Annotated in this window: 12 protein-coding genes, 1 pseudogene and 1 riboswitch; of the genes and pseudogenes, 11 read left to right on the forward strand and 2 right to left on the reverse strand. The window is 64.2% G+C overall.

The genetic code is table 11. The features are described from left to right. The first annotated feature begins 81 nt into the window (after positions 1–81). From DJ563_RS07205 to DJ563_RS07255, 11 genes are all read left to right on the forward strand, one after another. Entirely contained in the window at positions 82–1,182 is a 1,101-nt protein-coding gene (locus tag DJ563_RS07205; RefSeq protein ID WP_434519147.1) for an LLM class flavin-dependent oxidoreductase, read from the forward strand. 551 nt (positions 1,183–1,733) lie between these two features. Further along, positions 1,734–3,296 carry a flavin monoamine oxidase family protein gene (locus tag DJ563_RS07210; protein ID WP_434519148.1) on the forward strand — a complete coding sequence of 521 codons (1,563 nt, stop codon included), beginning with the start codon at positions 1,734–1,736 and terminating at the stop codon, positions 3,294–3,296. Positions 3,297–3,316: 20 nt separating this feature from the next. Beyond that, the gene (locus DJ563_RS07215; RefSeq protein WP_274099572.1) at positions 3,317–3,811 is read left to right on the forward strand and encodes a RidA family protein; all 495 of its coding nucleotides are present in this window, start codon (positions 3,317–3,319) and stop codon (positions 3,809–3,811) included. Positions 3,812–3,844: 33 nt separating this feature from the next. After that, positions 3,845–6,256: a TonB-dependent receptor plug domain-containing protein gene (locus tag DJ563_RS07220; protein ID WP_434519149.1), complete on the forward strand. Its 2,412-nt coding sequence runs from the start codon at positions 3,845–3,847 to the stop codon at positions 6,254–6,256. Positions 6,257–6,312: 56 nt separating this feature from the next. Beyond that, positions 6,313–6,534: riboswitch (cobalamin riboswitch) on the forward strand. Between the two features lie 97 nt (positions 6,535–6,631). Next, the gene (locus DJ563_RS07225) at positions 6,632–6,817 is read left to right on the forward strand and encodes a CbtB domain-containing protein (RefSeq protein ID WP_027593390.1); all 186 of its coding nucleotides are present in this window, start codon (positions 6,632–6,634) and stop codon (positions 6,815–6,817) included. 9 nt (positions 6,818–6,826) lie between these two features. After that, complete coding sequence (locus DJ563_RS07230) at positions 6,827–7,519, forward strand: CbtA family protein (RefSeq protein ID WP_274099570.1); 693 nt, start codon at positions 6,827–6,829, stop codon at positions 7,517–7,519. A gap of 17 nt (positions 7,520–7,536) precedes the next feature. Continuing rightward, entirely contained in the window at positions 7,537–7,929 is a 393-nt protein-coding gene (locus DJ563_RS07235) for a cobalamin biosynthesis protein (RefSeq protein ID WP_434519703.1), read from the forward strand. Positions 7,930–7,960: 31 nt separating this feature from the next. Next, positions 7,961–8,713, forward strand: a complete 753-nt coding sequence (cobM, locus tag DJ563_RS07240; protein WP_434519150.1) for a precorrin-4 C(11)-methyltransferase — start codon at positions 7,961–7,963, stop codon at positions 8,711–8,713. 66 nt (positions 8,714–8,779) lie between these two features. Next, positions 8,780–9,022 carry a DUF1272 domain-containing protein gene (locus DJ563_RS07245; RefSeq protein ID WP_033698001.1) on the forward strand — a complete coding sequence of 81 codons (243 nt, stop codon included), beginning with the start codon at positions 8,780–8,782 and terminating at the stop codon, positions 9,020–9,022. A gap of 223 nt (positions 9,023–9,245) precedes the next feature. Further along, positions 9,246–9,860, forward strand: coding sequence for a response regulator transcription factor (locus tag DJ563_RS07250; RefSeq protein ID WP_033698002.1), 615 nt, complete (start codon positions 9,246–9,248; stop codon positions 9,858–9,860). Between the two features lie 11 nt (positions 9,861–9,871). Next, on the forward strand, positions 9,872–13,144 hold the full coding sequence (locus DJ563_RS07255) for a transporter substrate-binding domain-containing protein (protein WP_434519151.1): 3,273 nt from the start codon (positions 9,872–9,874) through the stop codon (positions 13,142–13,144). Here the strand turns inward: DJ563_RS07255 and DJ563_RS07260 are convergent. Together DJ563_RS07260 and DJ563_RS07265 are read right to left on the reverse strand one after the other, a co-directional pair. Further along, positions 13,119–13,613 carry a methyl-accepting chemotaxis protein gene (locus tag DJ563_RS07260; RefSeq protein WP_238338555.1) on the reverse strand — a complete coding sequence of 165 codons (495 nt, stop codon included), beginning with the start codon at positions 13,611–13,613 and terminating at the stop codon, positions 13,119–13,121. The genes DJ563_RS07255 and DJ563_RS07260 overlap by 26 nt on opposite strands. 42 nt (positions 13,614–13,655) lie before the next feature. Continuing rightward, positions 13,656–14,438 (reverse strand): annotated as a pseudogene (locus DJ563_RS07265) (PAS domain-containing protein); the annotation flags it as partial. Positions 14,439–14,538 lie beyond the last annotated feature (100 nt).

Below are 14,538 nucleotides of genomic sequence, written 5' to 3' on the forward strand. Positions count from 1 at the left end.
CGGCATGTCGCCGAAACGCCACACCCTGCGCCGCAGCCAGACTGCGGTTGCCTGAACCCAGCACAACAAGGAGTTTGTTCCATGAGTCTCGAATTCATTGGCCTCATCGGCCCCCAGGAAGGCAGCGAATCACAGGCACCACGTGGCCCGCTGGTCGATCTCGATTTCATCAAGGCGTTTTCCCAGGCCCAGGAGTACGGCGGGTTCGACAAAGCGCTGCTGGCGGTCAACACCAGTGCCCCGGACTCGCTGATCCTGGCCAGCTACGTCGCCGCGCTTACCGAGCGCATCGGCCTGCTGGTGGCGCACCGCCCGGGGTTCCAGGCGCCCACCTTCGCGGCTCGGCAGTTCGCCACCCTCGACCAGTTGAGCCGTGGCCGCGCATCGATCAATGTCATCACGGGTGGTGACAGCGGTGACCTGCAGCGAGACGGTGACTTCCTCGACAAGGATGCCCGCTATGCCCGTACCGACGAATACCTGCAGGTGCTGCGCGACACCTGGACCCGCACCGAGCCATTCGACCATCACGGCCCGCACTACCGTGTCGAAGACAACCTGACCCTGGTCAAGCCCATGCAGCAGCTACCGATCTACTTCTCGGGTGCTTCGGATGCCGCGGTTGAAGTCGCGGCCAAGCATGCGGATGTGTACATGATGTGGGGCGAGCCGCTGGAGCAGGTGCGCGAGCGTATTGCCAAGGTACGCAAAGCTGCGGCCCGCTATGGGCGCGAAAAGCACATTCGCTTCAGCCTGTCGTTGCGGCCGATCCTGGGGGCGACCGAGGACGAGGCGTGGGCCCGTGCCGAGCGCATTCTGGCCGATGCCCAGACGCGCATCGGCATCCGCGAGGGCAACCGCCGCGAGAAGAACTTCGGCAAGAGCAACGCCGGTTCCGAGCGCCTGGTGCAATTGGCCAGCCAGCGCAAGGTGCATGACACCCGGTTGTGGACCGAGATCGCCGCGCTGGGGGGTGGCGCTGGTAACTCCACGTCATTGGTGGGGACGGCGGATCAGGTGGCGGAGGCGGCATTGGCGTACTACGAGTTGGGCGTTAGCACCTTCCTGTTCCGTGGGTTCGATCAGCTGCGCGATGCGGTGGAGTATGGGCAAGTGTTGATTCCGCGGATTCGGGGGTTGGTGGCCGAGCGGGAGGCTGGGCATAGCGCTCGCAGGGCTTAGGGGACAGGGTTGGGGGACCAGGTGCATGTCTTGGTTTTTTTAGCGCCTATGAGATCGAGCGCCGCCCGCGCGGCGCATCGCGACGCAAGGCCGCTCCTACATTTGTTTCGGGCCAGTTATGCCTGAAGCATTGGCGCGCGGCCCCTTGGTGCCTGTCTCAATATCGTGTCGTACAAACAAGGCGGTCGCGCGCTAATGCCACAGGCCTCATTGGCCGAAACAAATGTAGGAGCGGCCTTGCGTCGCGATGCGCCGCGCGGGCGGCGCTCGATCTCGCAGGCGCCGAACCACCCCAGCCATGCACTAGCCGCCACCACCCGCACGATCATAAAATGCATATCAGGCATTTTAAACACTACATAACATCAATATAAATATAATTAACATATACCCAAAAAGCCTTTCCAAGCCACCTGAAAGACCATTAAGTTATCTAAACCGACCCCGACCTGGCGGAGGCAAATGGATTTGTGCCAACCGTCGTCGGGCCGCGCCGTGCGTGCGCCTGCCCTGTTGCACACATCCGAATCGACCCTTTCGGAGACCGTGACATGGGATTTTCCCGCAGAGATCTGATCACCCGCCTCGCCGCCCTCGGCGGCTATTCGGCAACCGTGGGCATGCTCGGGCAAAACGCCCTGGCCGCCACCTTCGAACCCCTGCAACTGGCCGCCAACGGCGGCAACGGCAAAACCGTGGTGATTGTCGGCGCCGGCATTTCCGGCCTGGTATCGGCCTACGAGCTGCGCAAAGCCGGCTTCAAAGTCAAAGTGCTGGAAGCCCGCGAACGCGTCGGTGGCCGCGTCTGGACCCTGCGCCAGGGCGACCGGATCGAACACAACGACGGCACCCGCCAAACCGTCGAGTTCGACCAGGGCCTGTTCTTCAACGCCGGTGCCGCACGCCTGCCCAGCCACCACCTGACCATCCTCGGTTATTGCCGCGAGCTGGGCGTCGAGTTGCAGGTGCTGGTCAACAGCAGCCGCAACGCACTGGCCCAGCCAGACCTCAGCCGCCCACCCCTGCTGTTGCGCCAGGCCGTCAACGATACTCGCGGCCATTTCAGCGAGCTGCTGGCCCGCAGCGTCAGCCGCAACAGCCTCGACCAGGAGCTCAGCGCCCCGCAGCGCAAGGCCCTGCTGGACTTCCTCAAGGTCTACGGCGACCTCGACACCGAGCAGCACTACCGCGGTTCGGTACGCTCGGGCTATACCCGCTTCGCCGGTGCCGGCGACCAGACCCCGATCCAACGCCAGCCAGTCCCCCTCGATCAACTGCTGGACAACAACCTGCTGTTGCCCCTGGTGTTCGACGAGATCCCCGAGTTCTCGTCCACCATGTTCCAGCCCGTCGGCGGCATGGACCAGATCCCCAAGGCGTTCTACCGGCAGGTCAAGGACAGCGTGCAACTGGGTGCCGAAGTGCTCAGCGTGCAGACCGGGGAACAAGGCAGCCGTGTGCTCTGGCGCGACCGCAAGAGTGGCCGGCAGCATGTCGAAACGGCCGACTATGCCATCGTCACCCTGCCCTTGCCGCTGCTGGCGCGCCTGGACACCAACTTCAGCGCCGAATACCGCAAGGCAATCGGCCTGGCCCAGGGTGACAAGGCCAACAAGGTGGCCTGGCAGTCGCCGCGCTTCTGGGAAACAGACTTCCAGATCTATGGCGGCCTTTCCTACATCAACCATGAGGCCCGCACCCTGTGGTACCCCAGCGACCGCCTCAACAGCGAGCAGGGTGTACTGGTCGCCACCTACAACACCGGTGAGGTTGCGCAGCAGTTTGCGGGCAAAGGCCTGCAGGCGCAGATCGCTTCTTCGCGCCAGGCGGTCGAGTCGCTGCACCCGGGCCACAGCCATAAGCTCGGCCGCCCGCTGGCGATCAACTGGTCGAAGATCCCGTTCAGTGAAAGCCCCTGGATCGTCCACGACGAGGTCGCCCAGCCGGGGTACGACATCCTCAACCAGCCGCAGGGCCGCACCTGGCTGGCCAGCGATGCCCTGGCCCATGGCGGCGTTGGCATCTGGCAGAACAGCGCTGCCGAATCCGCACGCCGGGTGGTCGGCCTGATCGCCCGCCACGCCAGCCAGACCGCGCGCGGCGTTGCCGCCTGACTCTAGAAGGAACCCAGACCATGCCACGTTTGCATTTGCTCGCCGGAGTGCTCATGACCCTGACCCTCAACGCCCAGGCCGACGGCATCAAGCGCATTGACCCGCCAGGCTCGAACTTCCCCATCTCACAGCTGGTGACCGTACCGGCCGGCAGCCAGCTGACGTTCGTCAGCGGCACCCTGCCCGACATCGCCGACCCCAAGGCAGCCAAGGGCAGCATTGCCGCGTTCGGCAACACCGAGACCCAGACCCGTTCGGTACTCGGCAAGCTGCACACGGCCCTGCGCAGCCAAGGGCTGGGCCTGGGCGACATCGTGCAGTTGCGGGTGTTTCTGGTTGGCGACCCCGACAAGGGCGGCAACCTCGACTTTGCCGGCTTGCAGGCGGCGTATAGCGAGTTCTTCGCCACTGCCGAGCAACCCCGCAAGCCTACGCGTACCGCGATCCAGGTAGTGGCCCTGCCGTTGCCCGGTGCCCTGGTGGAAATCGAAGCAATCGCGGCCAAGGCGCCCTGAGTGCGCCATGCCGTCAGCCAAGGAATTTCGTGCATGAAGCAACCTTTGACCACTGCCTCGCTGCTCCCCGTCGCCCTGCTCGCCGGGCTTAACACCGCAACCGCCATGGCCAGCGAACCCGCCACCTCGGCACTGGGCACGGTGATCGTCACCGGCAACCGCAGCGCAGAAAAGCGCACCGTCACTACCAGCCCGGTACCCATCGATGTGATCAGTGCCAAGCAGCTGCAAGAAACCGGCAAACCCGGCCTGATGGAAGCGTTGAGCGCCACTGTGCCGTCCCTGACCCTGCCGGAAAAAACCGGCTGGGACGCCAGCGGCATGGCTCGCGCACCCAGCCTGCGTGGCCTCAATGCCGCCCAGGTACTGGTGTTGGTAAACGGCAAACGCCGCCACACCAGCGCGACCCTGAACATCAGCGGCATCAACGCCGGTGCTGCACCCAGTGACCTGGACCTGATTCCGATCAGCGCGATCGACCACGTCGAGGTGCTGCGCGATGGCGCCGCCGCCCAGTATGGCTCCGACGCAATCGCTGGGGTGATCAACGTGATCCTCAAGGCCGATGCCAGCGGTACGGCAGTGACCACCGCCGGGCAAGGCTACGACGGCAAGAAGCAAACCGTGCAGCAAAGCCTGAACAAGGGGTTCGAGATTGGCCGCGACGGCATCCTGCAGCTTGCCCTGGATGCGCGCAGCCAGAACGACGATAACAAGGCCAGTGCCAACGGCTACAGCCAGGCAGAAGCGCTCGACCGGGCCGGCAAGGTCACCTACGGCGGCTACGGCACGCCCAAGATCAACCTGCTGACCCTGGGCTACAACGCCGAACTACCGGTCAACGACGACCTCACTCTGTACTCGTTCAGCACCTGGTCGTACCGCAAAGCCGAACAAGGCCAGAACTTTCGCCTGCCCAGCATCGTCAACACCATCACCACCGGCCCCAATGGCTACCCGGCAGGCTACACCCCCACCTGGTACATCGAAGAGCACGATTACCAGGCGGCGATCGGGGCCAGGGGCCTGGTCAGCGAGTGGGACTGGGACCTGTCCAGTACCTATGGCCGCAACGAAGCCGAACAAGGCACCTGGAACAACCAGAACCCGTCCCTGGGCGAAGCCACGCCCAACCACTTCGAGTCCGGCACGTGGGTTGCCTCGCAACTGACCAGCAACCTCGACCTGCACCGTACATACGACATCGGCCTGAACAACCCCCTGGACCTGTCCTGGGGGCTGGAGCAGCGCCGCGATACTTACCAGGTCCAGGCCGGCGACTGGGCCAGTTGGGCCGATGGGGGTTATTGCGTCAGCCCCGGCAATTGCGCCGCCTCCGGCGCACAGGTCACCAACGGCATCTCACCAGCCGAGGCCAGCAGCGCCAGCCGCAACAGCTATGCAGGCTACCTGGATGTCGGCTTCAACCCGCTGGCGCAGTGGTACTGGGGCGCCGCAGTGCGGTACGAACACTACGATCGCGGCATCGGCGCCACGCGCAGTGGCAAGCTGACCACACGCTACGAACTCACCCCCGCGCTGGCCCTGCGCGCCACGGTCAGCAACGGCTTCCGTGCCCCTTCTTTGGCCAACAGCCTGTTCAGTGCCCGCTCGACCACCTATGGCGTGGTGAACGGGGTGTATCAGTCCATCAACTACGGCGTGCTGCCCGTGGACAGCGCAGCCGCACAAGCCCTGGGCGCCGAAGCGCTGAAACCGGAGAAATCCACCCACTACAGCCTCGGCCTGACCTGGCAGCCCAGCGAGCGCCTGGCGTTCACCGCCGATGCGTACCTGATCAACGTGCGTGACCGCATCACCCTCACCGGCACCCTGCTCGGCCCGGAGGTGACCGACACGCTGCTGGCCAGTGGCATCGACTCGACGTCCGGCGGGCGCTACTTCACCAACGGCGCCGACACCCGCACCAAAGGCCTGGACCTGGTGGGCAGCTACGACCAGGACCTGGGCGGCGCTGGCTCGCTGAAATGGACGGCAGCGTTCAACTGGAACGACACCGAGATCCTCGACTACAAGGAAAGCGTGAACATCCTGGGCACGCCGTATGAGCTGATGAACCGCGAGGCGCGCAATTTCCTGACCGACGTTCAGCCGCACACCAAGCTGATTCTCGGTGCCAACTGGCGCTGGGAGCGCTACCGCGTCAACCTCGGGCTGACCCGTTATGGTTCATGGCGCGAGGTGAATGACGCCAACGACCGCTCGCTGGACCGGGAATACAAGGCGCGCTGGATCACCGACCTGGACCTGGGCTACCAGCTGACCAAGGACCTTGAACTGGCCATTGGCGCGCGCAACCTGTTCGACGTGTACCCGGAACGCCAGGCGCCCAGCAGCAAGACCATGGTCAAAGGCTACGGGGCCTATTCGCCTTACGGGTTTACCGGTGGCTACTACTTCGGCCGGGTCACTTACAACTTCTGAAATACTTTTCGCACGCGAACCGCTGTGCAATTGACGGAAAACCTGCCTCGTGGTCTCCTAATGCCTCGCGTTCAGGTGCCCCTTCAGGGGTGAAACGGGAAACCGGTGCGTCACAGGCCCTCGACCAGGGCCGGATAAACCCGGTGCTGCCCCCGCAACGGTAAGCGAGCGAAGCGTCTAGACCACTGTGCCGCATTACCTGGCATGGGAAGGGGCGCTTTTCAGGAGCGCTGCTCCTCCTCGTTAGCCCGGAGACCGGCCTGGCGTTCATGAACAACACCCCGCGGTGGGCGGGCGCTGTCGCATTCCCCTGGGCGGATCACGTTCGGGGCTGCCGCGCTTGCCCGTTGCCCACAAAAAGCAGAGGAACGCGTCATGCCCGTCACCAGCGCCAAACACAGCATTGCCACCCCCGTTACCCTCAGTCAGCGTGTCGTCATCGCCGTCGGCGCCAGCCTGCTCGGCCTGTGCCTGGTCTACTTTGCCGGCTTCTCGCACATCGAGGCCGTGCACAACGCGGCCCACGACACCCGTCACAGCGCTGCCTTCCCCTGCCACTGAGTACGCCCCATGATCACGCGCATCGCCCGTACTGCGGGCTTCAGCGGGCTGCTTGCAGCCTTGCTGCTGACCCTGCTGCAAAGCTTCTGGGTTGCTCCTTTGATCCTTGAGGCGGAAACCTACGAGTCTGCAGCCCCTGCTGCCGAGCATCACGCACACGGCGCCGAAGGGGCCGCAGCCCATGAACACAGCGACGAAGCCTGGTCGCCCGAAGATGGCTGGCAGCGCATCCTGTCCACCACCGGCGGCAACCTTGTTGTCGCGGTCGGCTTCGCCTTGATACTCGCCGCCTTGTACAGCCTGCGTGAGCCCAAGCGCGCAGCGACAGGGGCGCTGTGGGGCCTGGCGGGCTTCGCCGTGTTCTGCCTGGCCCCTACCCTGGGCCTGCCACCGGAGCTGCCGGGCACCGCGGCCGCTGACCTGGGGCAACGTCAGGCCTGGTGGATCGGTACCGCAAGTGCCACCGCGTTGGGCCTGGCCCTGCTGGTGTTCGCCCGCCACTGGCTGGTGAAGGCGCTGGGCGCCGTGTTGCTGGTGCTGCCGCATGTCATTGGCGCACCGCAACCTGAAGTTCATCAGAGCCTCGCACCCGAGGCCCTGGAAGCGCAGTTCAAGATCGCCTCCTGGCTGACCAACGCGGCCTTCTGGGTGGCCTTGGGGCTGCTCAGCGCGTGGCTGTTCCGCCGCTCCAGCCGGGCTTGATGGCGTTCGACACCTCGGTGCCGACACTGTACGCCGGCTTCGGCTGCCGCCGGGGCTGCCCGGCGGACACCCTCGAAACCCTGCTGCGCCAGGCCCTGGACCACCACGGCCTGGCACTGCCAGCGCTACGCGGTATCGCCAGCATTGCCTTGAAGGCCGACGAACCTGGCCTGCAGCAACTCGCCACGCGCCTCGGCGTGCCGTTGCTGCTGTACGATGCCAGGCAACTTGCCTCCTACGAACTGCTGCTCAGCCATCGCTCGGCCATTGCCCACGCACACAGCGGTTGCTGGGGTGTAGCAGAGAGCGCGGCGCTGGCCATGGCCAGACAGCACCTCGGCGCTGCCAGGCTGCTGGTTACCCGCCAGGTGTACGGGCCGGCTACCCTCGCCCTGGCCTGCGGGCGATAATTGCGCCAACCATTCATTGCAAGGATTTTCCATGACGGTCTACTTCATCGGCGCCGGCCCCGGCGACCCGGAACTGATCACGGTCAAGGGCCAGCGCCTGATCCGCCAGTGCCCGGTGATCATCTATGCCGGCTCCCTGGTGCCCGCTGCCGTACTCGATGGCCACCAGGCCGAGACCGTGATCAACAGCGCCGAGCTGCACCTGGAGCAGATCATCAGCGCGATGCGCACGGCACACGCACACGGCCAGGACGTGGCCCGGGTGCACAGCGGCGACCCGAGCCTGTATGGCGCGATCGGCGAGCAGATCCGCTACCTGCGTGAGCTGGGCATCGACTACCAGATCATTCCGGGTGTCACCGCCACCGCCGCCAGCGCGGCGTTGCTGGGCTGCGAGCTGACCTTGCCGCAGGTCTCGCAAACGGTGATTCTGACCCGCTTCGGCGACAGCTCGCCGATGCCGCCCGGCGAGCAACTGGCCGATCTGGCGCGCCATGGCAGCACCTTGGCCATCCACCTGGGCGTGAAACACCTGCCGCGGATCGTCAGCGAGCTGTTACCCCACTATGGCCAACAGTGCCCGGTTGCCGTGGTCCATCGCGCCACCTGGCCGGACCAGGACTGGGTGCGTGGCACCCTGGAAGACATCGTCGAGCGCGTTGCACTCAAGGGTTTTCGCCGTACCGCGCTGATCCTCGTCGGCCATGTGCTGGGCGATACGCCGTTCGCCGAATCGGCCCTGTACCGGGCCGGGCACGCACACCTCTATCGCCCCGGCGACTGAGCATTGCCAGCCTTGGCACTGGCGTAGCAGACTCAACGCTCCCGCCTGCAAACAGGAGCCATGCCAATGCTGGAACTTCGACCCAACTGCGAGTGTTGCAACGCCGACCTGCCGGGGGATAGCCCGGACGCGTTGATCTGCTCGTTCGAATGCACGTTCTGCCGAACCTGTGCCGACACTCGCCTGCACGGGCGCTGCCCCAACTGCGCCGGCCAGTTGCTGGCACGCCCGACACGGGTCGGCCAAGCGCTGGCCAACAACCCTGCCTCGACCCTGCGCGTAGTCAAACCCCACCCCGCTTGCGCCTGACAGCCCTGCGCAAATAGGCATCGTCACGCCACGCTGGCGGTGCTTATCCCCGTTTTTTTGTAGGACTTTTCAACAATTCCTACTGGGTTAATCAACAGTCCTATACTCGGCATTACCAAACTTCGGGAATGGTCGTATCTTGCAGCGCTTCCGATAACCCCAGTTGCAGACGTATTCCTGAGTGTTCCAGGAAGCGGACCACATCCCTACAGGAGTTTTCTTGATGACAACCGTCCTGATCGTCGACGACCACCCTATCGTCCGGCTGTCCCTGCGCCTATTGCTCGAACGGGAGCGCTTTAACGTCGTCGGCGAAGTCGCCAATGGCAGCGAAGTCGCCCAGGTGGCGCGTGAACTGCGGCCGGACGTGGTGCTTCTGGACATCGGCCTGCCCGGCCTGGACGGCATGGAGGTGATCAAGCGGCTTCAGTGCCTGGAGCCGGTGCCCAAGATCATGGTGCTGACCGGCCAGGCCACCGACCTTTATGTTAGGCGCTGCCTGGATGCCGGCATCGGCGCCTTCGTCACCAAGGACGAAGACCACGAAGCCTTGCTGTTTGCACTGAAGGCCCTGGTCAAAGGCTATTCGACCTTCCCGCAGATGTCGGTCAACAGCAACTCGCTGGAGAGCGAGTCGATACGCCTGGGCAGCCTGTCCAACCGCGAAATGGAAGTGTTGCGGCGCCTTGCGCGCGGCGAAAACAACAAGAATATCGGCACCTGCATGAACCTCAGTGCCAAGACCATCAGCACCTATCGCGGCCGCATCATGGACAAGCTCAAGACCGAATCGCTGGTGGAAATGGTCGACCTGGCCAAGCGCAACAGCGTCAACTGAGCCCAGTTGCCATGAAGCGCCTGCTGGCGAGCGTTCTACTGGTCATCGGCCTGGCCGGCTCCACCGGCCTGTTTGCCGACAGCGAACCGAGGCAATTGTTGGCGCGCTCGATCAGCGCCGCAGCGCCCTTGCAACTGGGCGACCAGGACCGCCAATGGCTGCAGCAGCGCGGCCGCCTGGTGCTGGGCAGTTCGCGGCCTGATTACCCGCCGTTCGAAATCAACATCAGCCAGCATGATTACGAGGGCCTGAGCGCCGATTATGCAGGCATCATCGCCGAGCAACTGGGCGTCCCGATCGAAGTCCGGCGTTTCGACAACCGCCACCAAGCGATTGCCGCGCTGCGCGACGGCCGCATCGACCTGCTGGGTAGCTCCAACGCATTCGAGGCGGCGGATGCCCAGCTCGGCCTTAGCGAGCCTTACGCCGACGACCTGCCGGTGATCGTTACGCGCGAAGGCCGCACCTTGAAAGACACCCCAGACTTCAATGGCCTGCGCCTTGCGATGGTCGACCACTACCTGCCCGCCAATACCGTGCGCGCGCTCTACCCCAAGGCGCAATTGAGCCTGTACCGCTCAACCCTGGCAGGCCTTGCCGCAGTGGAACTGGGCGAGGCCGATGCCTACCTGGGCGATGCCATCAGCACGGATTTTCTCATCGGCAAGAGTTACCAGGGCACGGTAAAGATCGACCACTTCTGCAAGGTGCCGCCCGGCACCTTCGCGTTTGCCCTGGCCAATGACAACCAACGCCTGCGCAGCCTGATCGACAAGGCCTTGGGCAGAATCACCGAAAGCGAGCGCCTGACCATTCTGCGCCGCTGGACCAGCGGCAACACCAGCCTGCTGCTGGAGCGCCACCTGGCGGCCCTGACCGCTGAAGAAACCGACTGGATCGCCCGCAACCCCACCGTCAAGGTGCTGGTCAACACGTCGCTCGCACCGCTGACCTTCAACGACGCACAGCACCGCGCCAGCGGCATCACCCTGGAACTGCTCAAGCAGATATCCCTGCGCACCGGGCTGCACTTCAAGCCATTGGAAAGCCAGTCGGCGCAGGCGATGGTCGATCGCCTGGCACGCGGCGAGGCGCACATGATCGGCGCCCTGGGCTACGGTACGGAGCGCGCCAGGCAGTTGCGTTTTACCCGGCCCTACCTGGTCAGCCCACGGGTACTGGTCACCCGCAACGACGCCACATCACCTGCCCAGGCCAAGGCCCTCGACGGCCAGCGCATAGCCCTGGTGCGCGGCTCGCCGCAACGAGCTGAGCTCGAGCGCCGCTACCCGCGCGCCAAGGTGGTCGAAGTGGACAACCCCCTCGGGCTGATGGAAGCAGTGGCCAACGGCGCCGCCGACGTGGCCTTGAGCAATCACATCAACGCCACCTACTACATCAACCACGTGTTCAAGGACCAGCTGCGCATCGCCAGTGTGCTGGACGACAGCCCGGCCATCGCGGCATTTGCGGTGGCTTCGGACCAACCGCAACTGCAGGCCATTCTCGACAAGGCAGTGCTAAGCATTCCGCCGGAAGAGCTGGACCAACTGATCAACCGCTGGCGCACCAGCACACTGGTCAGTGACAGCCCATGGCGCGATTACCGCACGCTGGCGCTGCAAGTGCTGGTGCTGTCGGCGCTATTGCTGGCCGGGGTGGTGTTCTGGAACAGCTACCTGCGCAAACTGATCCACCAGCGCACCGACGCCCAGCATGCCCTGCAGGCCCAGCTGGCATTGAGCCGCGGCCTGCTCGAACAGCTGCGCCAGGCCAAGGACGACGCGGAACAGGCCAGCCAGACCAAAAGCACCTTCCTGGCCACCATGAGCCATGAAATCCGCACACCGATGAACGCGGTAATCGGGCTGCTCGAACTGGCCCTGGAAGACAGTCGCGGCGGCCGCTGCGATACCCAGACCTTGCAGACTGCCCACGATTCGGCCATTGGGTTGCTGGAGTTGATCGGCGACATCCTCGACATTTCGCGCATCGAGTCCGGGCACATGACCTTGCAACCGGTCCCCTGCAACCTGGTCGAACTGGTACGCAACACGCTGCGGGTATTCGAAGGCAATGCGCGGATCAAAGGCCTGCACCTGCACAGTGCGCTGCCACCTTCACCGGGTTGGGTCATGGCAGACCCGCTGCGGCTCAAGCAGGTGCTCTCCAACCTGATCAGCAACGCCATCAAGTTCACCGAGCGCGGTGAAGTGCATGCCAGCCTGACCCTGTCGGCCCAAGGCAGCAGCGGCGAGGTGCTGGTTGAGCTGTGCGTGCGTGACACCGGCATTGGTATCAGCCCTGAGGACCAGGCCCGCCTGTTCAATGCCTTCGCCCAGGCCGACGGCCCGCGGGCACGCCAGGGCGCCGGCCTGGGGCTGGTCATCAGCCGCACACTGGCCGAACTGATGGGCGGTACGCTAAGCCTGCACAGCGTCGAAGGCGTGGGCACCAAGGTGCAGGTCAGCCTGCAATTACCGGACAGCCAGGCGCCCGCGCCTGCCGAAGCGCTTGCCCCAGCCCTTGAAAGCAGCAGCGGCCCGCTGAACATTCTGGTGGTCGACGACTACCCTGCCAATTTGCTGTTGCTGGAGCGGCAACTGAACACGCTGGGGCATCGCGTGACCCTGGCTGAAAACGGCGAAGCGGCGCTGTCGCGCTGGCAGGCGGCTCGGTTCGACCTGGTGATCACCGACTGCAGCATGCCGATCATGGACGGCCATGAACTGACTCGGCGCATCCGCAGCCTGGAAAGCGAAGGCGCGCTGGCGCCCTGCCGGATTCTCGGCGTCACCGCCAATGCACAGGCTGAAGAGCGTGCACGCTGCCTGGCCAGTGGCATGGATGAATGCCTGTTCAAGCCCATTGGCCTGCAAACCCTCAAAACCCACCTGCCGCACGCCAGCGCGCATGCGCAGCCTGTGCCAGCCCAAGGCAGTGGTTTCAACCTGAACGAATTGCGCCACCTGACTCAGGACGATGAACAACTGACGCGCCACCTGCTGGAACAATTGTCGCAGAGCGCCAGCGAAGACCTGGCCGCGCTGCGTGCGCTCGGCCCCGACGCAAGTGGCGATGCTGTGCGTGCCTTGGCCCATCGCATCAAGGGCGGGGCAAAAATGCTCAAGGTACGCACACTGGTCAAGGACTGCGAAGCCATCGAGCATGCGCAAGCCCAAGGGCTGCCTACGGCTGAACTGAGGCAGCAATTGCAGACCAGCATGCAGACCTTGTTGCACGAACTGGCCGACGCCCTCAGTGCAATTGCAACGTCGAACTGATCTGGCTGATCGCATCGACCACGTGGCGTGAGCCCTGCTGGATTTCCATGATCACCGTACCGGCTTCGTTGGCCAGGGCGACGCCATGGCCGGTGCGGGTCAGGCTCGACTGCATGCTGGCCACCGCCAACAGCGACAGGTCGTGGTTCTGGCGCACCACATCGACGATCTCCAAAGTTGCCTTGCTGGTACGCGCCGCCAAGTTGCGCACTTCATCAGCGACCACGGCAAACCCGCGCCCATGCTCGCCGGCACGTGCCGCTTCGATGGCGGCGTTCAGTGCCAGCAAATTGGTCTGGTCGGCAATACCGCGAATGGTCAGGACAATCTGCCCGATCACATCCGACTGTTTGCTCACCGCGTCGATGCTGCGCGCCGCGTCATTGAGCTCCTGGGAAATCTGCTCGATCACCTGCACCGCCTGTTGCACCACCTCGGTACCCTTGCGCGCGCAGGCATCGGTCTGCATGGAGCTGGCATGGGCGGCATCGGCGGCGCTTTGCTGGGTGCAGACCTGGCTGGTGATATCGCTGGCGAACTTGACCACCTTGTACAGCCGGCCCTTGCTGTCGAAGATCGGGTTGTAGGAGGCTTCAAGAAAGACCGTCTGGCCTTGCTTGTTGACCCGCTCGAAGCGGTGCGAGTGGTATTCCCCGCGGTTGAGCGACGCCCAGAACTCCCGGTACGCCGACGACTCCCGCTCCTGTGGCAGGCAGAACAGCCCGTGGTGGCGCCCCACCACCTCTTCCAGGCGATAGCCCATAGTGGTGAGAAAATTCGGGTTGGCCTTGATGACCCGGCCGTCCGGGGTGAACTCGATCACCGCCATGGAGCGGCCAATGGCCTTGAGCAGGCTTTCACTCTCGTGCTCCTGCATGACCCGCTGGCTGATGTCCGACGCCACCTTGATCACGCTGGTGACTTGCCGCTGCTCATCCAGCACCGGCATATAGCTGGCTTCAAGCCAGACCTCACGCCCTGCCTTGTCGACCCGCTCGAAGGTGCCGCTGATAGCCTTTCCCTGCCCCAGTTCGCGCCAGAGCTGCTGGTATTCGGCTGTCTTTACGTAGGCCGAGTCGCAGAACAGCCGATGATGCTTGCTGCGTAATTCTTCGACGCTGTAGCCCATGGCCTGGCAGAAGCGCTCGTTGGCGTCGAGAATGGTCCCATCGGGCGCGAACTCGATCATCGCCATCGAACGGCTGATTGCCGCGAGCTTTGCTTGCGCACTGGCCAGTGCCTGGTGACTACGCTGGATCTCGACGAGGTCGGACTTGCGATGGAAATCGAACATGACGCCGGGCTCCTTTATGCGCGGGGTTTCCTGAGCATAGATGGGCAACAGCGCCGTGCAAGCACATTGATATCACTTTGTAATTAGTCCCCGAGGCCTT

The organism is Pseudomonas sp. NFX1 (assembly GCF_051123555.1).
Classification (GTDB): Bacteria; Pseudomonadota; Gammaproteobacteria; order Pseudomonadales; family Pseudomonadaceae; genus Aquipseudomonas; species Aquipseudomonas capeferrum.

What these genes read in the sequence shown, in the direction of transcription:
- DJ563_RS07205 (WP_434519147.1), top strand. Translation starts at nt 82, where the DNA reads ATGAGTCTCGAATTCATTGGCCTCATCGGCCCCCAGGAAGGCAGCGAA.
- DJ563_RS07210 (WP_434519148.1), top strand. Translation starts at nt 1,734, where the DNA reads ATGGGATTTTCCCGCAGAGATCTGATCACCCGCCTCGCCGCCCTCGGC.
- DJ563_RS07215 (WP_274099572.1), top strand. Translation starts at nt 3,317, where the DNA reads ATGCCACGTTTGCATTTGCTCGCCGGAGTGCTCATGACCCTGACCCTC.
- DJ563_RS07220 (WP_434519149.1), top strand. Translation starts at nt 3,845, where the DNA reads ATGAAGCAACCTTTGACCACTGCCTCGCTGCTCCCCGTCGCCCTGCTC.
- DJ563_RS07225 (WP_027593390.1), top strand. Translation starts at nt 6,632, where the DNA reads ATGCCCGTCACCAGCGCCAAACACAGCATTGCCACCCCCGTTACCCTC.
- DJ563_RS07230 (WP_274099570.1), top strand. Translation starts at nt 6,827, where the DNA reads ATGATCACGCGCATCGCCCGTACTGCGGGCTTCAGCGGGCTGCTTGCA.
- cobM (WP_434519150.1), top strand. Translation starts at nt 7,961, where the DNA reads ATGACGGTCTACTTCATCGGCGCCGGCCCCGGCGACCCGGAACTGATC.
- DJ563_RS07245 (WP_033698001.1), top strand. Translation starts at nt 8,780, where the DNA reads ATGCTGGAACTTCGACCCAACTGCGAGTGTTGCAACGCCGACCTGCCG.
- DJ563_RS07250 (WP_033698002.1), top strand. Translation starts at nt 9,246, where the DNA reads ATGACAACCGTCCTGATCGTCGACGACCACCCTATCGTCCGGCTGTCC.
- DJ563_RS07255 (WP_434519151.1), top strand. Translation starts at nt 9,872, where the DNA reads ATGAAGCGCCTGCTGGCGAGCGTTCTACTGGTCATCGGCCTGGCCGGC.
- DJ563_RS07260 (WP_238338555.1), bottom strand. Translation starts at nt 13,613, where the DNA reads ATGCAGACCGATGCCTGCGCGCGCAAGGGTACCGAGGTGGTGCAACAG.